The organism is Thiemannella venezuelensis (assembly GCF_014203605.1).
GTDB classification, from domain to species: domain Bacteria; phylum Actinomycetota; class Actinomycetes; order Streptosporangiales; family Streptosporangiaceae; genus Planomonospora_A; species Planomonospora_A venezuelensis.
Genome location: NZ_JACHJJ010000018.1, coordinates 138,815 through 156,060, shown reverse-complemented (window position 1 = coordinate 156,060; position 17,246 = coordinate 138,815). Strand labels below are relative to the sequence as shown.

Here is a 17,246-nt window from a genome sequence, read left to right as displayed (position 1 = left end):
CGTCCTACATGACAGTTGGCAACCATTTCACCCGATCCTTTCAGCCTGCAGCTCTTCCAAGTGGTCCCGCACTCGCGACAGATCGAGCGGCCCCGCGACGCGAAACGCGCGCGGGAACGCTCGGCGGCGCTCGGCGAGCTCGAGACAGCTCAGGACGGGATGCAGTGAAGCACCACGTCCTGGGAGCCGTCGTCGCAGGTCGGGGACTATGACGCCCTCGACAACCACCAGGCGGAGCAGCTCGGAGGAAACCGTGCGAACCCGGCAGCCCACACATGTTCTCAGTGGGGCGGCCTGGCCACCATATTCCAGCTTACCGTGTGGATGCATCTGCGGAACCGGCCGCGTCCCCCGCCTGGGCGTCGGAGCGGATGTCGATGCGCCAGCCGGTGAGCCGCGCGGCCAGCCGGGCGTTCTGCCCCTCCTTGCCGATGGCGAGGGAGAGCTGGTAGTCCGGCACGACCACGCGGGCGGCCCGGCCACCCGCGTCGATCACCTCGACGCTGGAGACGCGGGCGGGCGACAGGGCGTTGCCCACGAACTCCGCAGGGTCCTCCGACCAGTCGATGATGTCGATCTTCTCGCCGTGCAGCTCGGTCATCACGTTGCGCACCCGCGAGCCCATCGGGCCGATGCAGGCGCCCTTGGCGTTGACCCCCGGACGGCGGGAGCGGACCGCGATCTTGGTTCGGTGGCCGGCCTCGCGGGCGACCGCCGCGATCTCGACCGTGCCGTCGCCGATCTCCGGCACCTCCAGGGCGAAGAGCTTCTTCACCAGGCCGGGGTGGGTCCGCGACAGGGTCACCGACGGGCCCTTGTGCCCCTTCTTGACCTGGACCACGTAGCAGCGGATCCGCTCTCCGTGGACGTACTCCTCGCCGGGGACCTGCTCGTTGTGCGGGAGCACGGCCTCGATCTTGCCCAGGTCCACCAGGACGACCCGGGGGTCCTTGCCCTGCTGGATGACCCCGGCGACGAGCTCGCCCTCACGGCTGGCGAACTCGCCGAAGTTGATCTCGTCCTCGGCGTCCCTGAGCTGCTGCAGGATGACCTGCTTGGCCGTGGTCGCGGCGATGCGGCTGAAGTTGCCCGGCGTGTCGTCGAACTCCCTGAGCACCTCACCGCCGTCACCGATCTCGGCCGCGTAGATGGTCACGTGCCCGGTGCTCCGGTCGAGCTCGGCGCGCGCCTTGGCCGCCGCGCCCTCCGTCCGGAAATACGCGATCAGCAGCGCGTCCTCGATCGCCTTGACGACCAGGTCGAAGGAGATGTCCTTCTCCCGCTCCAGGCTGCGCAGGACGCTCATGTCGATGTCCACGAGGCTCCCCCTTAGCCCTCGTCGCCGTCGTCGCCGTCGTCTCCGGCGTCGTCGCCGTCGTCGTCGGCCTCATCGAACCGGCGGAATTCCACCTGCACCCGTCCTCGGGCCAGGTCCTGATAGTCGACGCGGTGCGGCACGCCTTCGACGTCCAGCTCCACGCCGGTCTCGTCGGTGGCGACGATCCGGCCCTCCACGGAGGTGCCGTCCCGCAGGTCGGCCTTGACCAGCCGCTTCACCGCACGCCGCCAGTGGCGCGGCTCGGTGAGCGGGCGGTCGACCCCGGGAGAGGAGACCTCCAGCACGTACGGCGCGGAGCCCATCGCGTCACCGGTGTCCAGCGCCGCTGAGACGGCGAGGCTGACCTCGGCGATGTCGTCCAGGCTCACGCCGCCGTCGCGGTCGACGACGACGCGCAGCAACCGCCGCTTGCCCGCCGGGGTGACCGTGACGTCCTCCAGGTCGAGCCCTTCGGCCCCGACGACTGGTTCCAGAAGCTTCATCAGGCGGTCGCGGGGTGTGACGCTGCCCATGCCGACCTCCCATTGTCACGATCCGCGCGGGCGTCCATCGCCCGCGCGATTCACCAGCCTATCCACACCAGGGCGTAGAAAGAGCGCCACTCGGTGTGGCGGGGCCGTCCGAGAAGCGCGGTGACTGTCATTCTGAGCCCGTACGATGCTAGATGCGTCAGCAGCCCACCCTAGACCGGAGGTCGTCCGTGCGTTCCCTCTCGCGGCGCGCCCTGCTGGGAGGCGGCGCCCTCGGAGTGGCCGCCGCGATGACCGCGGGGTGCGCCGCCGAGGAGCCCGAGCCTCCCGCGGCCGCGCCCCCCGACCCGGAGACGGTGCTGCTCAGGGGGCTCATCGAGGAGAAGGAGCGGACGATCGCGCTCTACGCCTCGGCGGCCTCGGACAAGCTCGTCCCCTTCCGGCGGCGGCACGAGGCCCACCTCTCCGAACTCCGCCGGCGCCTGCCGCCGGAACCGCCCGCGTCCCCTTCCGCGAGCCCCTCCGCCCCCGCCTCGCCCGGCGCCTCGCCGGACCCGGAACCGAAGGTCTCCCTGCGAGCGCTGCGCGACCTCGAGAGGAAGGCCGCCGCGCTCCGCGCCCGGCAGCTCGCGGAGACCTCCCCCGCCCTGGCCCAGCTGCTCGCCTCCATCGGCGCCTGCGAGGCCGCCCACGCGCTGGCCCTGTCGAGGGCCCTGTGACGACCGGGGGCGCTGTGACGTCCGACCAGGGGCTCGGCACGGCCCTGTCCGCCGAACACGCCGCCGTCTACGCCTACGGGGTCATCGCCGCCCGGACCACGGGGAGGCTGCGGACCACCGCGACGAACGCCTTCAACGCCCACCGCGCCCGCCGCGACCGGCTCCGCGCCCTGATCGCCGGCCGGGGCGGCACCCCCGCCGAACCCGGCGCCGTCTACGATCTCCCGGTCGTCCCGTCCACCGCGGCACAGGCCGTGGAGCTGGCGGTGCTCGTCGAGCAGGGGGTGACCGCGGCCTACCTGGAGCTGGCCGCCTCCGAGGACGCGGCCCTGCGCCGGATGGCCGCGCTGACCATGCAGGAGTGCACCACCCGCTCGTACGGCCTGCGCCCGGCGATCGAGGCCTTCCCCGGCATGCCCGCGGTCGGCGCGCCCGAGGCGGGCGCGCCGACGCCGACACCGGCTCCCTCGTCCTGACCGGCTGGTGGTTTCGTATCCGCCTGGTGGATTTTGCCAACGTTTGCACCGGTGCTGACGGGTAGGTGAAGTACCCGGAATCCACCAAGGGAGCATCACATGGGCTGGGGATATAGAAAGTCGATCAAACTGGGCCCGTTCCGGCTGAACCTCTCGCGGGGCGGCGTCGGGCACAGCTGGGGCAACCGGGCCTTCCGGGTGACCAGAACGGCCGACGGCCGCCGGACACTGAGCGTCAACCTGCCGGGCGGCTTCCACTGGCGCAAGACCCTGGGCAGCGGCTCCCGGCGCTGACCTGGAACCATCCGCGGGCGCCGGCCGTTCTCCGGATGACGGACCGAGACTCCCCGGGGGGACGCCATGGGCTGGAGTTACAGAAAGTCGATCAAGCTGGGCCCGTTCCGGCTGAACCTCTCCCGGCACGGGGTCGGGCAGAGCTTCGGCAACCGGCGGTTCCACGTGTCCCGGGCCCCGGACGGCCGCACGTACGTGACCGTGAACCTGCCCGGCGGCCTCCACCTGAGCAAGGCCGTCGGCAAACGCTCGCGCTACCACCGCTGACCGCACGCGAGACGGGCCCCGTGCGACCGCCCCGCAGGGGCACGGTCGGCACGGGGCCCGTCCGGCGCCGTCTCGGAAGCGCCGTCTCAGAAGCGCCGTCTCAGAAGCGGAATCCGGCGGCCAGGGAGCGCAGCTGCCCGGAGATCCGGGACAGCTCCTCCGCGGCGCGCTGGGACTCCTCCACCGACTCCGTGGTGGCCCTGGCCACGGTGGCGACGCCGACGATGTTCTCCGCGATCTGGCCCGAGCCGGCGGCGGCCTCGGCGACGCTGCGGTTCATCTCGTTCGTCGTCGCGGTCTGCTCCTCGACGGCTGCCGCGATGGTCGTCTGGTAGTCGTTGATCTGCGCGATGACCTGTGCCACCTCGGCGATCGCCGCCACCGCGCCGGCGGTGCCGGCCTGGATCGCGTCGACCCGGCGGGAGATGTCCTCGGTCGCCCGGGCGGTCTCCTGGGCCAGGTCCTTGACCTCCCCGGCGACCACCGCGAAGCCCTTGCCCGACTCCCCGGCGCGGGCCGCCTCGATGGTGGCGTTCAGCGCGAGCAGGTTGGTCTGCTCGGCGATGGAGGTGATGACCTTCACCACGTCGCCGATCATCCGGCTGGACTCGCCCAGCCGCGACACGGTCGCGGTGGTCGTCTCCACCGCGGTCACCGCGCGGCCCGCGACCGTCGCCGCCTCGCTGGCGTTGTGCGCGATCTCCCTGATCGCCGACCCCATCTCCTCCGAGCCCGTCGCCACGGTCTGGACGTTGCGCGAGACCTCGCCCGCCGCCGCCGCGACGACGTCGGTCTGGGCCGCGGACTCCGCCGCCCCGCCGGCGATCCGGTCCGAGAGCGTGCCGATCCGCTCGCTGCTGGCGGCCAGCTCGTCCGCGCTGCGCCCCAGGGCGGTCATGGTCTCGCCGAGCTTCGACAGCGCGGCGTTCATGGACCGTCCCATCCGGCCGATCTCGTCGCCGGAGGTGACGTTCAGGCGCCGGGTCAGGTCGCCGTCGGCCACGGCGGTCATCACCGAGGCCGCCTCGGACAGGGGGCGGGTGATGCTCCGGGTGATCCGCCAGCCCACGGCCGCCGCGACGGCGACGGCCAGGGCGCACATCAGCATCATGACGGTCAGGAAGCCGTCGGCGGTGCTGCGCGCCTGGGCCGTCTCGGCCCGGTTCATCGACTCCTCGAGGTCGATCAGGCGGTTGATCGCCGCGAGCCAGTCGACGAACAGCGGCTTGGCCTGCTCCGTGAGGATCTCCATCGCCCTGCCGGTGTCACCCGCCCTCCGCAGCTCGACCACCTGGTCGATCAGCGGCAGCGTCTCCCGCTCGATGCGCTCGATCTCCGCGTGCGCGTCCTTCTCATCCCGGCTGACCTTGCCCTCGTCGGCGAAGATCGCCGTCAGCTTGGTGGCGGAGTCGGCGTAGTTCGCCGCGAGCCGCTCGATGTTCTCGACCTCGGGCTCCGCCTCGGCGGGGGTCGGGGCCATCACGACGTCCCGGAGGCTGATGGCCCGGTCGTGCACGCTTCCGCGGAAGTTGATCGCGTAGCGCTGTTTCACGGCGTTGAGGTCGTTGATGGTGCTCAGTCCGTCGTTGATCTCATCGACGCGGCTGACTCCGAAGGCCGTCACCAGCACCATGTTGAGCACGACCACCAGGAAGCCGAGGCCCAGCTTCCGGCTGATCGTCAAGTTCGCTGTCTTCACAAGAGATTCCCGATTCCAATGGCAGTGCGACCGAGGACAGGCGCCACCGCGCAGGCGAAGGTCTCCTTCCCGTCCTCCTCGGCCACATATCGGAAGCTCCGGGCAGGACCTGAACCGAACCGCCGGCCGGTTTCCGTGCCTCCCCACGCCGCGAAAGCACCCGGCCGCTCCTGCGGGGAGGAGCGGCCGGGTGCTTTCGCGGGCATGCGGAAGAGCGGCCCGCCGGACGGCGGGCCGCTCGGGTCGCTGCGGTCAGGCGCGGCAGGCGGCCTCGACGCGGTCGGCGGCCCCGGCGATCGGGATCTCCTCCCTGGCCCCGGTGGCCCGGTCGCGCAGCTCCGCCACGCCCTGGGCGAGGCCCCGGCCGATGACCACGATGGTCGGCATGCCGAGCAGTTCGGCGTCCTTGAACTTCACTCCCGGGGAGACCCCCGCCCGGTCGTCCACCAGGACGCGCAGCCCGCGGGCCCGGAGCTCCTCGGCGAGCTGCAGGGCGGCCTCGATCTGGTTCTCCTTGCCGGTGCCCACGATGTGCACGTCGGCGGGGGCGACCTCCCTGGGCCAGACCAGGCCGAGCTCGTCGTGGCGCTGCTCGGCCAGCACCGCCACGGCGCGCGAGACGCCGATGCCGTACGAGCCCATGGTGATGCGGACCGGCTTGCCGTCGGGGCCGAGGGCGTCGAGCCTGGCCGCGTCGGCGTACTTGCGGCCGAGCTGGAAGATGTGGCCGATCTCGATGCCCCGGTCGATGGAGAGGGCCGAGCCGCAGGCCGGGCAGTCGTCCCCGGCGCGGACCTCGGCGGCCTCGATGGTGCCGTCGGCGACGAAGTCGCGTCCGGCGACCACGCCGGCGGCGTGCTTCCCGGGCTCGTTGGCTCCGGTCACCCAGGCGCTGCCCTCGACCACCCGGGGGTCGACGAGGTAGCGGATGCCGAGTTCCCTGAGCACCTGCGGGCCGATGTAGCCGCGGACCAGGCCGGGGTGCTTGGCGAAGTCCTCGGCCTCGAAGATGGCGGGCTCGCCGGGGGCCAGCGAGGCCTCCAGCCGCTTGAAGTCGACCTCGCGGTCGCCGGGCACGCCGACGACCAGGGCCTCGGTCTTGCCGGAACCGGGCGTGGAGACCTTGACCACGACGTTCTTGAGCGTGTCGGCGGCGGTGACGCCCAGGCCGTGGTGCTCGTTGACGTGGGCGACCAGTGACTCGATGGTCGGGGTTCCGGGGGTGTCCAGGACCCGCAGGGCCGGGCGGTCGCCGGTGACCGCGGCGGGGGCGGGCGTGGTGACCGCCTCGGCGTTGGCCGCGTAGCCGCAGTTGTGGCAGGCGACGAAGGTGTCCTCACCGGTCGCGGCGGGGGCGAGGAACTCCTCCGACGCCGAGCCGCCCATCGCGCCCGAGGTGGCGAAGCAGATCTTGTAGGTGATCCCGAGCCGGTCGAAGGTCCGGATGTAGGTCTCGCGGTGCTGCTCGTAGGAGCGCTTGAGACCGTCGTCGTCCAGGTCGAAGGAGTAGGAGTCCTTCATGACGAACTCGCGCCCGCGCAGGATGCCGGCCCGGGGGCGGGCCTCGTCGCGGTACTTCGTCTGGATCTGGTAGAGCGTCACCGGGTAGTCCTTGTAGGAGGAGTACTCCCCCTTGACCATGTCGGTGAACATCTCCTCGTGGGTGGGGCCGAGGAGGTAGTCGGCGCCCTTGCGGTCCTTGAGGCGGAAGAGCGTGTCGCCGTACTCCGTCCAGCGGCCGGTGGCCTCGTAGTACTCCCGGGGCAGGAGGGCGGGGAAGAGCACCTCCTGGCCGCCCATGCGGTCCATCTCCTCGCGCACGACGCGCGCGACGTTCTCCAGGACCATCTTGCCGAGCGGCAGCCAGGAGTAGACGCCGGGGGCCACGCGGCGGACATAACCGGCGCGGACGAGCAGTTTGTGGCTCGGGACCTCCGCGTCTGCCGGGTCGTCCCTCAGGGTTCGGAGAAACAACGACGACATGCGCAGCAGCACGGCTACTCCTCGGTGGCAGGGATTGTTCGGCCTCCAGGGTATCGACTCGGGCGACCCGGCCGCCTGCCGTTATCCCCCGGCGGAGGACACGAGGTAGGCCGTCCCCATGAGCAGCCCCACCGCGGCGGCGCGGATCCGCCCCGCCCCCTCGCGCAGGGACAGGACGACCACCGCGAGGAGGGCGATCACCACCGGGGCCCCCCAGGACCACGGCCCGCCGTACCCGGCCCCCGCCTGCCGCACCGCCTCGACGCCCTCGATCGCCACGATCCCGGCCAGCAGGCCCGCCGCGACGTCGCCCCGCAGGCCGCGGTACTTGGTGAGATGGGCCATGGCCGCGACGGAGGTCAGGACCAGGAGCATGATGTTCAGCATCATGCCGTCGAGGTTCATGTGGAGGACGTGCTCTTCCGGGAGGAAGAACGTCGCTCCGAGCATGGACAGGACCGGCCCGAGGGCGGCCAGCGCGCCGGAGAGCACCGCCCAGCCGAACCCGGCGGCGGTCCGCCCCACGACCGCGGCCATCAGGATGTACGCGTAGGGGTCGTAGGCGCCGTGCAGCGAGCCCGGCGCGCGAGAGAGCGCCTCTCCCAGCGCGCCGAGCGCCAGCCCGGCGGCCAGCGCGAGCACCATGTGGCGCAGGATCGCCCGTTCCCTGCGTTCCCCCGCGAGGAAGTCGAGCGTGTCGTCGTGTCCGACCAAAGCCGCTGATCCCCCGATCTGCATCCGACTGTGGCTATCCGAAGTATATCTGACCTGCAAATATCGACAAAAACCGTCAAGCGATATCCAAACAAGCGAGCGCTTGTTTTATGCTTCGCCTGTGAACCCTGCCGACCTGGGCCCCGACAGCATGGGCCTCACCGAGGAGCAGTCCGAGCTCCGCGACGCGGTCCGCTCCTTCCTCGCCGCGCGGCCCGGCGCGCCGTGGACCCGGTTCGCCGCGGAACTCGGCGTGGCGGGGCTGGCCGTGCCCGAGGAGTACGGCGGAGCCGGATGCGGCCCGGCGGAGACGTCCGTCGTCGGCGAGGAGCTGGGACGCGCGCTGAGCCCCCATCCCTACCTGTCCACCGCCGTGCTCGCCGCCGAGGCGCTCAGGGCGGGCGGCGACCCGGACGCGATGGCCCGCCTGCTGCCCGGCATCGCGGACGGCTCCCGCACCGCGACCGTCCTGCTCCCCGGCGACGCCGGCCTGACCCTGTCCGGCGGCCGCCTGTCCGGCACCGCCCCCTACGCGCTGGACGGCGAGGTGGTGCTGGCCTTCGTCGGGGACGAGCTCGTCGAGGCCGTCCCCTCGTCCCGCACGCCGTACACGACCCTGGACCCGAGCCGGCCGCTCGCCGCGCTCGCCTTCGACGCCGTCCCGGTCCGCCGCGCCGGCGACGGCACGGCCTGGCGGCGCGTCCGGGACCTGGGGGTCGCCGCCCTCGCCGCCGAGCAGGCGGGCGGGGCCGCCCGCTGCCTGGAGGCGGCCGCGGCCCACGCCGGGGAGCGCCGCCAGTTCGGCCGTCCCATCGGCTCCTTCCAGGCCGTCAAGCACAAGCTCGCCGACCTGCTCCTGCTGGTCGAGTCCGCCCGCTCCGCCGCTCTGGCCGCCGCCCGAGCCCGGCCGGAGGACCTGCCCGTCGCCGCCGCCGTCGCCGGTTCGTACTGCACCGAGGCCTACCTGGCCGCGGCCGGCGAGAACATCCAGATCCACGGCGGCACCGGCATCACCTGGGAGCACTCCGCCCACCGCTACTTCAAGCGCGCCACCGCCGACGCCCAACTCTTCGGCCCGCCCCACGCCCACCGCGCCCGCCTGGCCGCCGCCGCCGGCCTGTGAGGACGCGCCCCGCCGGTCCGGCTCACCACCTGGACAGCGGCACGGCCCCGGAGACCGTGGTGCCCCCGCCGGCCGTGCCCCTGATGGTGAGCGAACCGCCGAGCCTGGTGAAGGACGTGCGCATGGCCGCGACGCCACGCCCGTGCGCCTGCCCGGAGAACCCCGTTCCCCCGTCGCTCACCGTCACCATCACCTCCCGCCGACCGGCGGTGACCGCGACCGAGACAGAGCTCGCCCGGCTGTGCCTCTCGACGTTCGACAGCGCCTCGTCCATGACGGCGAGGATCCCGGCCGTGATCCGGGCGGGCATCCGCCGCCCGGGCAGCGCCCAGACCTCGACCGCGATCCCCGTGCGGGCCGACCATCCCTCCAGCAGACCCCTCATCGCCTCCGCCGGCCCGCCGTGCCCGGCCCGGCAGTCGCGCAGGACCTCCTCGGCGGACGACCGGCCGGTCGAACGGGCTCCGATCTGAGTGACCATCCAATCCCCTCTGCTCCGTGGCGCTCACCACTGTGGCGGGCAGGACTGAGAAGCCACTGGTGATCCACTGCAATCGGCGGAGAGACCCGTCCGCGGCACCGGCGCGGTCTCACCGCGCGTAGTCGTGAGCCAGGCAGGTCAGCATCGCGCGCACCTCCGCCGTGGACATCCTCCCGCCCTTCGCCAGGCGGTCGGCCAGGTCCGCGGCCGGGAGCGCGCGGCGTACCTGCTCGGCCTGCCAGCCCGCGTCGGCCGGGTCCATCTCCAGCGGCGAGAAGCCGACCCGTGTCCCGACGGCCTGCACCGCACCGAGCAGTTCCGCCCCCTCCCGGGGGTGACCGGTCATGCTCAGGGCCGCCGCCAGGGTCTGGGCGATCACCAGCCAGGAGGTGATGTCGCCCTCGTCCTCCAGCAGCAGGAGGATCTCCCCGCCCGGGCCCAGCGCCTGCTCAGCCCGCCCCGTCCTCAGGTCGGTCTTCATCAGCAGCCAGGTGGCGGAGCCCTGGACGAAGCGGTGTCCGTTCGCGGCGCCCACGGCGTTCGCCTCCTCCAGGGCCTGGCGCGCCTCGTTCACCTCGCCGGCGCCCAGCAGCAGCATGCCCAGCCCCATGAGGGCCTCGGCCTCCAGCCATCCCGCCTCGGCCTGGCGCGACAGGTCCAGGGCGGCGCGGATGTCGGCCACGGCCGTGGGGATCCCGCACAGTCCGCCGAACAGCGCCTGGTAGGTCAGGGCATGCCCCTCCGCGTGCAGGTCGCCCGCGGTCCTGGCGGCGTCGGCCGCGTCCCGGGCCGCCAGGCGCGCGGCGGGGAAGTCGCCGGCCAGGTAGCACAGGCCTGCCACGCCGAGCAGTGCGCCGGCCCGTACGCCGGGCGCCGGGTCGTGGGTCAGCTCCATCGCCGTCGCCAGCCGGCGCAGGCCCTCGGCGACGTGCCCGCGGCGGTACCAGAACCACGACAGCGCGGCGCCCAGCCGCATGGCGTACTCCCCGTCACCGGCCAGCAGCGCGGAGGTGAACGCGGCCCGGTGCTCGGGCTGATCGGTGATCAGCAGCCGCATGGCGGGCACCGCCTTGTCCCCGCGCAGCCGCGACCCGGCCGCCTCGGCCCGGGCCAGCACCCAGGCGCGGTGCGCGGCCTGGGCGCGGGCCAGCTCGGCCGGGTCCTGCCGGGTCCGGGCGAACTCCTTGAGCGTCTCCAGCAGCCGGTAGCGGCGCGGCGACGTCCCGGCCTCCACCGCGACCAGGGATTTGCGCACCAGCGCGCCCAGGCCCTCCAGGACCGGCCCGCCGCACACCGCCTCCGCGGCGTCCAGGTCGAAGCCGGCGGCGAACGCGCCGAGCCGGTGGAACAGCTCCCGCTCCGCCGGCTCCAGCAGCCGGTGGCTCCACTCCACGGTGCGCAGCAGCGTGGAGTGCCGCTGCTGGACCCCCGGACCGGCGGCGAGCAGGGCGAAACGGTCCTCCAGCGCGTCGCGGATCTGCTCGACCGAGAGCATCCGGCACTGCGCGGCGGCCAGCTCGATCGCCAGCGGCAGGCCGTCGAGCTCGTCGCACAGCTCCCGTACGGCCTCCTGCTCCTGCCGGGTCGGATCCCAGCCGGGGGCGGCCGCGGCGGCGCGGCCCAGGAACAGCTCCTGCGCCTGGCCCCCCGGCAGCGCGGGCACCTCGTAGACCACCTCGCCCGGCAGGCCGAGCGTTTCCCGGCTGGTGGCCAGAATCCGCAGCCCGGCGGTGCGGGCCAGCAACTCGGCGGCCGTCTCGCGCACCGCGTCCACCAGGTGTTCGCAGTTGTCCAGCACCAGCAGCAGCCGCCGATCGCGCAGCGCCTGGGCGACCCTCTCGGTGGAGGCCGCCCCGGAGACGCCCAGCACCTGGGCGACCGTCCCGGCCAGCAGCGTCCCGTCGGTCAGTCCGCCGAGCTCGACCAGCCACGGACCGTCGCCGTCGCGGCGCGCGCGGGCCGCCTCCAGCGCCAGCCGCGTCTTGCCGATCCCGCCCGGCCCGGTGAGCGTCACCAGCCGGTTCGCGGCCAGCAGCGCGTTCACCCGGCGGATGTCGGTGTCCCGGCCGACCAGACCGGACAGCGCGTATGGAACGTTCCCTGCGGGCCCGGCGGGCGCCGCCGGCCGCGGCCGCAGCGCCTCGTCCTGGGCCAGTACGGCCGACTCCAGTTCGCGCAGCGCCGGGCCGGGGTCCACGCCGAGTTCCTCGACGAGCATCTTCCGGGCGCTCCGCAGCGTCGCCAGGGCGTCGCCCTGGCGGCCCGACCGGTACAGCGCCAGGACCAGCAGCTCCCAGCCTCGCTCGCTCAACGGCTGCTCGGCGACGTGCTTCTCCAGATCCCCCACGATCTCGGCGTGCCGGCCCACGGCCAGCTGCGCGCCGAAGAGGTTCTCCCGGGCCGTCCGGTGCAGTCCCTCCAGCCGGGCGGCCTCCGGAGCGGCGAAGGGCATGTCGGCGAACTCCGCGTACGGCCGGCCCCTCCACAGCTCCAGTGCCCCGGTCAGCACCGCCACCGCCTCCGCGGCGCCACCCCGCTCCAGCAGCCGCGCGCCCTCTTCCGCCAGCCGGCCGAAGCGCTCGGCGTCCACCGCGGCGGCGTCCATCCGGAAGGCGTACCCGGCCCCCGCCCGCACCAGGAGGCCGGAGCGGGCCTTGGCCGCTCTGGCCGGTTCGATGGCCCTGCGGATTTTGGCGATGTAAGCGTGCAGGGTGGACATCAGGGAGATGTCGCTCTCACCCCAGATGCCCGCGATGATCCCCTCTGCCGTCACCGCCTCCCCCCGGGCGGCCACCAGCAGGGCCAGGACGGCCCGCTGCTTGGGCCCGCCCAGTGCGACCGCCTGCCCGTCGATCTCGGCCGTCATCGGTCCCAGCACGTTGACGCCCAGCGCCACTTCCCACCCCGGTTCGCTTGTTCGATCCCCTGGAAGTGAACGCTAGCGCGCTTGCAGACCTTTTGAAGTGCATTTATCTCGTGAAATCACGATTTGACGGTTCTGTCTCCACGGCCGTCCGCCGGCTTCCGCGTCCCGCACCGATCAACCGGTCGGCGACCCGCGACGGCGGGCTCCCGCGCCGGCCGAGGGCGGGCGGGTCCGGCCCCGGGCCGCTCCCCGGACGGGAAGAGCCCGTCAGCCGCCGAGGAGCTCCTCCCAGGGGTGGCGGGAGTCCGTCCGGCGGGTGGTGTCGAGGGCGTCGGCCAGCCGCCACGCGCCGGGCCGGGCGTTCAGGCGCGCGCGGCCGAGGGGGTCGACGGCCCGCAGGACGAAGCGCACGCCCATCACGTCGAGGGTGGCGGATCCGGACGTGGCCGGGCCCAGGAGGGCGACCGCCGCCCCCGGCAGGTCCGGGTCGTCCGTCCGCCCGGCGAGGGACGCGGCGACCTCGGCGGCGTAGAGGCCGTCACGCCACTCGACGTGCCAGCTCCGGTCCGTCCCCCGCCACCACGTCAGGTCGCGGCAGGCCTCCATCAGCTCGGCGTCGCAGGCGAGCGCGGCCATCACCCGGCCGAACGCCTCGTAGCGGCGCGCGTCGGTCGGCTGGATCTCCTCGGGCGCCTTTGCGGAGCGCCATCCACGCAGTCCCCTCATGACTGGGAGGGTGCCACCTCCCGGGTACCGCGCGCCCCCGCTTTGCCGCTTCTTCGCCCCTGCCTCACGAGAACCCGCGCCGGAGGGCCGGCGCGCCAAGCGGAGCCCTGGTTTCCCCCCGGGGAGGACAGGGTCGGCTTGTTGCCGTCCCACCAGGCTGGTAATCTCGCCAAGCGAGCGCTTGGTTAAATAGCGAGCCCGCGACCGGGGATCGACGTGACACAACGGAGGCGTGGATGACGTCCCTACGGATCAGCCTGGGATACGAACTGGAGGTCCGCGGGCGTTCCCGCGAGGTCGAGCAGCGCGCGTTCCGGAACGTGATCGACCAGGTGGTCCTGGGCGACCGGCTGGGCTTCGACACCGCCTGGTTCGTCGAGCACCACTTCACCCGCGGCTTCTCCCACTCCTCGGCCCCCGACCTGGTGCTGGCGGCGGCCTCCCAGCTGACCGAGCGGATCCACCTGGGACTCGGCGTGGTCCTGCTGCCCTTCCAGTCGCCCATCCGCACCGCCGAACGGGTGGCGACCCTCGACGTCGTCTCCGGCGGGCGGGTGGAGTTCGGCACCGGCAGGGGCGCCTCGCCGCTGGAGTACCAGGCGTTCCAGCGGCCGTTCGAGAAGTCCCGGCAGATCTGGGAGGACTCCCTGGAGGCGACCCTGGCGATCTGGAACGCCGACGGCGAGCCGGTCAGCCGCTCCAACGAGTTCTTCGAGATCCCCGACGTCGCGGTCTACCCCCGCCCCGCGCAGGTCCCGCACCCGCCGGTGTGGGTGGCCTCCACCTCGCTCGAGGGCTATCTCGCCGCGGCCAGGCACGGCTACAACCTGCTCGGCATGACGATACTCAAGGGCCTCGACGACGTCGCCGAGGACATCGCCAAGTACAAGGAGTGCCTGGCCGACAACGGTTTCGACCCCGCGACCCGGCGGATCGCGCTGATGATCCCCTGGTTCGTCGGGCGGACCCGCGAGGAGGCGATCGAGATCGCCGCCGACCCCGTCCTGTGGTACATCCGGCGCCAGGTCAACCTGGTCACCCCGCCCGACTACTACGACGCCAGGCACGCCACCCACAAGGTCCTCGGCCAGCTCGCCGCAGGCATGCCCCCGGAGGAGGCCATGTCCACGCTCCGCGAGCACCACATGGTCGTGGTCGACGACGTGGAGGGCTCCCGCAAGGCCACGGCCCGCATCTCCGAGGCCGGGGCCACCGACCTGATCCTCCAGGCGCAGGTGGGCGGCCTGGCCCACGAGCACGTCTGCGAGTCGATGCGGCTGTTCATGACCGAGGTGATGAAGTGACGACTCCGGCGAACCCGGCCCCGGCGGCTCCGGTGGCGTGGCGGACGCGCGGCGACCTGGCCGCGGCGGGCCGGACCGCGACGGGACTCCTGCTGGTGTCCCCGGACGGCGACAGCGTCGTGCCGGGCGACCCCGCCGGGGCGGCCGGGGCCTTCACCGCCGCACTGGAGGCGGCGGGCGTGGGACCGGCGGACCGGGTCGTGGTGGCCCTGTCCGGCGACGGCGAGCTGGCCGGCCCGCAGTGGGCGCACGCCGCGGCCGAGGTCGGCCAGGCGGCGGCCTCGGTCGGCCCCCGGGGCAGGCTCCGGCTGCACCACGCGCTGGAGTCCCTGCGGGCGACGACCCTGGTGACCACCCCGACCGGGGCGATGGACCTGCTCGCCCGGCTGCACCTGGAGTTCCTGCTCGACCCGCTCGACCTGGGCCTCCGGAACATCGTCCTCACCGGCGAGATCGCCTCCCGGCGGACCATGGCGCACCTGGCCTCCGAGTTCGAGGCGCGGGTCACCGAGGTCTACGGCTCCCCCTTCACCGCGGTGCCGCTGGGCTGGAGGTCCTCGGAGACCGAACCGCTCACCCTGTTCGCCCCCGGAACCCTCCGCCTGGCCTCGCTGGAGAAGGACGAACTGCTGGCCCCGCCGTACGCGGAGGGCCTGGCGGAACTGGTGGTCGTCGACGGCGAGGCCGTGCTGCGGACCGGTCAGGTCGCCCGGGTTCCCGCCGGCGGGGCGGTCCCCGCGCCCGGGCACACGGTCGGCGACCACGTGCTGGTGCGGGGCGTCTGGCTCTCTCTGGAGCGCATCCGCAGGGCGCTCGGCAGGATCGACGGGGTGTCCGGCTGGGAGCTGGGCCTTTCGCGGCCGGGCACGCTCGACACCGCGGTCTTGACGGTGACGTTCAACCGGGAAAGTCTCGTCAGGAACCCCATGTGGAGGTCCCGCATCCAGCAGTCGCTCAAGGCTCTCACCCCGATCACGGTCGCCGTCGAGGTCTCCGAGGAGGTCGCAGAGGCCGCGGCGTCCGGTCCGGTGGGCGCAGTGCGCGACGCCCGCGGCCACCACCTGGGCCCGGACCGCACGGCCGTCACCCCCTGAGCCGTCCCGAAAGGCGCGAGATGGACGTTCCCGACTGGGGGACCATCCCCCGGATGCTGCGCGACCAGGCCAGGAACCATCCCTCCGACATCGTCGTGGCCGACGGGGAGGTACGGCTCTCGCTCGCCGAACTGCGCACCCACGCCGGTTCCGTCGCCCGGGGCCTGATCGCACTGGGCGTCGAGGCCGGGGACCGGGTCGCGATCTGGGGCCTCAACGACCTGCAGTGGGTGCTGGCCGCGTTCGGAGCCTGGGACGCCGGGGCGGTCGTGGTGCCGCTCTCCTCCCGGTACAAGGGCATCGAGGCGGCCGGGCTGCTGCGCAGGACCGGGGCGGCCGTGCTGGTCACCGGCGAGGGCCCGGACGGGACGGTCTTCACCGACCTGCTGGCCGAGACCGCGGGCGGGCCCGTCGGCGACCGGCCCTTCGCCGGGCTGCCCGCCCTGCGGCACGCCGTCGTGCCCGAGGGACGGGAACGGCCGGGCGCCCTCCCGCTCTCCCGGCTGCTCGCCGCGGGCTCCCGGATCTCCCGGGCCGAGGCCGAGGACCGGGCGCTGGCCGTACGCCCCGGCGACCTGTGCGAGATCATGTCCACCTCCGGCACCACCGGCACGCCCAAGGGCGTGATGCTGGAGCACGGTCAGGTGCTGCGCGGCTACTGGGACTGGGCGGAGATCGTCACCCTCGGCCCCGGCGACCGCTACCCGGTCATCGCGCCGTTCGCCCACGGGTTCGGGCTCAACGCGGGACTGCTCGCCTGCGTGCTGCGCCGCGCCACGATGCTGCCCATCCGGAGGTTCAGCCCCGACCTGCTCACCGAGCTGATCCGCAAGCAGCGGATCACGGTCCTGGCCGGGCCGCCGACCCTGTTCCACCGCATGCTGGACGAGGTCGACACCGCCGGCCACGAGCTCCGGGTGGCGATCTGCGGCGCCGCCGCGGTCCCCGCCGAGCTCGTCCGCAGGTCGCTGGAGCGGCTCGGACTGGAGCGCATGATCAACGCCTACGGGCTGATGGAGGGCACGGTCGTCTCCATGACCAGGGCCGGCGACCCGGTGGAGGTCATCGCCTCCAGCACCGGCCGCCCGGTGCCGGGCGTCGCGGTCAGGATCGTGGACGACGACGGCCGGGAGGTCCCCGCCGGTGAGCGCGGCGAGATCCTCGTGGGCGGCTACGGCGTCATGCGCGGCTACTGGGACGAGCCCGCCATGACCGCCGAGGTGCTCCGCGACGGCTGGCTGCACACCGGGGACGTCGGCGTCCTCGACTCCGGCGGCAACCTCGCGATCGTGGACCGGAAGAAGGAGCTGTTCATCGCCAACGGGTTCAACGTCTCCCCCGCCGAGGTCGAGGGCCTGCTGCTGAGGGAGGGCTCACTCGCCCAGGCCGCGGTGGTCGGGGTGGCGGACGAGCGGCTCGGCGAGGCGGGCTGGGCGTTCGTGGTGCCCCTGCCGGGAGCGGCCGCCGACCCGGAGAAGATCATCGCCTGGGCCCGGGACAACATGTCCAACTACAAGGTGCCCCGGCGGGTGATCGTGGTGGACGAGCTCCCCGTGAACGCCAACGGGAAGGTGGACAGGGCGGTCCTGCGGGAGAGGGCCGCCCGGTGACCCGGGCGGGCACGGTGCCGGACGGGTGCGCACCGCCCCGGCGTGTTCAGCCTGCCGGCTCTGGCAGGGTGCGCCGTGGTT

At 73.3% G+C, this 17,246-nt stretch carries 17 protein-coding genes; 8 read left to right on the top strand and 9 right to left on the bottom strand.

Translation table 11 applies throughout. The annotated features are described in order from the left end of the window. Positions 1-27 precede the first annotated feature (27 nt). From FHS22_RS24665 to rimP, 3 genes are read right to left on the bottom strand one after another with little or no spacing between them, the layout of a single operon-like run. Positions 28-330 (bottom strand): YlxR family protein, encoded by a 303-nt coding sequence (locus tag FHS22_RS24665; protein WP_184945278.1) that lies wholly within the window; start codon positions 328-330, stop codon positions 28-30. After that, the gene (gene nusA, locus FHS22_RS24660; RefSeq protein ID WP_184945277.1) at positions 314-1,318 is read right to left on the bottom strand and encodes a transcription termination factor NusA; all 1,005 of its coding nucleotides are present in this window, start codon (positions 1,316-1,318) and stop codon (positions 314-316) included. The genes FHS22_RS24665 and nusA overlap by 17 nt, the downstream gene beginning before the upstream one ends. Positions 1,319-1,329: 11 nt before the next feature. Beyond that, positions 1,330-1,851 carry a ribosome maturation factor RimP gene (gene rimP, locus FHS22_RS24655; protein WP_184945276.1) on the bottom strand — a complete coding sequence of 174 codons (522 nt, stop codon included), beginning with the start codon at positions 1,849-1,851 and terminating at the stop codon, positions 1,330-1,332. A 188-nt stretch (positions 1,852-2,039) separates the two neighbouring features. Here rimP and FHS22_RS38335 point away from each other — a divergent pair, with 188 nt between their 5' ends. The 4 genes from FHS22_RS38335 to FHS22_RS24640 all read left to right on the top strand — a co-directional run bounded on the left by FHS22_RS38335 (position 2,040) and on the right by FHS22_RS24640 (position 3,565). Further along, entirely contained in the window at positions 2,040-2,528 is a 489-nt protein-coding gene (locus FHS22_RS38335) for a hypothetical protein (RefSeq protein WP_260408235.1), read from the top strand. Between the two features lie 14 nt (positions 2,529-2,542). Continuing rightward, positions 2,543-3,004, top strand: a complete 462-nt coding sequence (locus FHS22_RS38330) for a ferritin-like domain-containing protein (RefSeq protein WP_338047922.1) — start codon at positions 2,543-2,545, stop codon at positions 3,002-3,004. Between the two features lie 99 nt (positions 3,005-3,103). Further along, positions 3,104-3,298, top strand: coding sequence for a DUF4236 domain-containing protein (locus tag FHS22_RS24645; RefSeq protein ID WP_184945272.1), 195 nt, complete (start codon positions 3,104-3,106; stop codon positions 3,296-3,298). Positions 3,299-3,364: 66 nt separating this feature from the next. Further along, the gene (locus FHS22_RS24640) at positions 3,365-3,565 is read left to right on the top strand and encodes a DUF4236 domain-containing protein (RefSeq protein WP_184945270.1); all 201 of its coding nucleotides are present in this window, start codon (positions 3,365-3,367) and stop codon (positions 3,563-3,565) included. Positions 3,566-3,665: 100 nt separating this feature from the next. Here the strand turns inward: FHS22_RS24640 and FHS22_RS24635 are convergent, their stop codons facing one another. The 3 genes from FHS22_RS24635 to FHS22_RS24625 all read right to left on the bottom strand — a co-directional run bounded on the left by FHS22_RS24635 (position 3,666) and on the right by FHS22_RS24625 (position 7,961). Then, the gene (locus FHS22_RS24635; RefSeq protein ID WP_221474043.1) at positions 3,666-5,249 is read right to left on the bottom strand and encodes a methyl-accepting chemotaxis protein; all 1,584 of its coding nucleotides are present in this window, start codon (positions 5,247-5,249) and stop codon (positions 3,666-3,668) included. A gap of 267 nt (positions 5,250-5,516) precedes the next feature. After that, entirely contained in the window at positions 5,517-7,259 is a 1,743-nt protein-coding gene (locus FHS22_RS24630; protein ID WP_184945268.1) for a proline--tRNA ligase, read from the bottom strand. Between the two features lie 69 nt (positions 7,260-7,328). After that, positions 7,329-7,961, bottom strand: a complete 633-nt coding sequence (locus FHS22_RS24625; protein WP_184945266.1) for a hypothetical protein — start codon at positions 7,959-7,961, stop codon at positions 7,329-7,331. Between the two features lie 121 nt (positions 7,962-8,082). Between FHS22_RS24625 and FHS22_RS24620 the strand changes: the two genes are divergently transcribed. Continuing rightward, complete coding sequence (locus FHS22_RS24620; RefSeq protein ID WP_338047921.1) at positions 8,083-9,084, top strand: acyl-CoA dehydrogenase family protein; 1,002 nt, start codon at positions 8,083-8,085, stop codon at positions 9,082-9,084. Between the two features lie 22 nt (positions 9,085-9,106). Here FHS22_RS24620 and FHS22_RS24615 read toward each other — a convergent pair whose 3' ends face one another. The 3 genes from FHS22_RS24615 to FHS22_RS24605 form a co-directional block, all read right to left on the bottom strand. Further along, positions 9,107-9,565, bottom strand: coding sequence for a sensor histidine kinase (locus FHS22_RS24615; RefSeq protein WP_184945263.1), 459 nt, complete (start codon positions 9,563-9,565; stop codon positions 9,107-9,109). 109 nt (positions 9,566-9,674) lie between these two features. Further along, positions 9,675-12,461 carry an AfsR/SARP family transcriptional regulator gene (locus FHS22_RS24610; RefSeq protein ID WP_184945261.1) on the bottom strand — a complete coding sequence of 929 codons (2,787 nt, stop codon included), beginning with the start codon at positions 12,459-12,461 and terminating at the stop codon, positions 9,675-9,677. Positions 12,462-12,698: 237 nt separating this feature from the next. Continuing rightward, positions 12,699-13,157, bottom strand: a complete 459-nt coding sequence (locus tag FHS22_RS24605; RefSeq protein ID WP_260408234.1) for a hypothetical protein — start codon at positions 13,155-13,157, stop codon at positions 12,699-12,701. A gap of 236 nt (positions 13,158-13,393) precedes the next feature. Between FHS22_RS24605 and FHS22_RS24600 the strand changes: the two genes are divergently transcribed. Genes FHS22_RS24600 through FHS22_RS24590 form a run of 3 tightly spaced genes read left to right on the top strand, consistent with a single transcriptional unit; the run spans position 13,394 to position 17,165 of the window. Beyond that, a complete protein-coding gene (locus FHS22_RS24600) occupies positions 13,394-14,461 on the top strand; it encodes an LLM class flavin-dependent oxidoreductase (RefSeq protein WP_184945259.1) in 1,068 nt (355 codons plus the stop codon). Further along, positions 14,458-15,555: a phenylacetate--CoA ligase family protein gene (locus tag FHS22_RS24595; protein WP_338047920.1), complete on the top strand. Its 1,098-nt coding sequence runs from the start codon at positions 14,458-14,460 to the stop codon at positions 15,553-15,555. Before FHS22_RS24600 ends, FHS22_RS24595 begins: the two co-directional genes overlap by 4 nt. Positions 15,556-15,575: 20 nt before the next feature. Then, positions 15,576-17,165 (top strand): AMP-binding protein, encoded by a 1,590-nt coding sequence (locus tag FHS22_RS24590; protein ID WP_184945257.1) that lies wholly within the window; start codon positions 15,576-15,578, stop codon positions 17,163-17,165. Positions 17,166-17,246: the final 81 nt, after the last annotated feature.

Coding starts and splice junctions, on each gene's coding strand:
- FHS22_RS24665 (WP_184945278.1), bottom strand. CDS start 330: ATGCATCCACACGGTAAGCTGGAATATGGTGGCCAGGCCGCCCCACTG.
- rimP (WP_184945276.1), bottom strand. CDS start 1,851: ATGGGCAGCGTCACACCCCGCGACCGCCTGATGAAGCTTCTGGAACCA.
- FHS22_RS24645 (WP_184945272.1), top strand. CDS start 3,104: ATGGGCTGGGGATATAGAAAGTCGATCAAACTGGGCCCGTTCCGGCTG.
- FHS22_RS24640 (WP_184945270.1), top strand. CDS start 3,365: ATGGGCTGGAGTTACAGAAAGTCGATCAAGCTGGGCCCGTTCCGGCTG.
- FHS22_RS24615 (WP_184945263.1), bottom strand. CDS start 9,565: ATGGTCACTCAGATCGGAGCCCGTTCGACCGGCCGGTCGTCCGCCGAG.
- FHS22_RS24605 (WP_260408234.1), bottom strand. CDS start 13,157: ATGAGGGGACTGCGTGGATGGCGCTCCGCAAAGGCGCCCGAGGAGATC.
- FHS22_RS24600 (WP_184945259.1), top strand. CDS start 13,394: ATGACGTCCCTACGGATCAGCCTGGGATACGAACTGGAGGTCCGCGGG.
- FHS22_RS24590 (WP_184945257.1), top strand. CDS start 15,576: ATGGACGTTCCCGACTGGGGGACCATCCCCCGGATGCTGCGCGACCAG.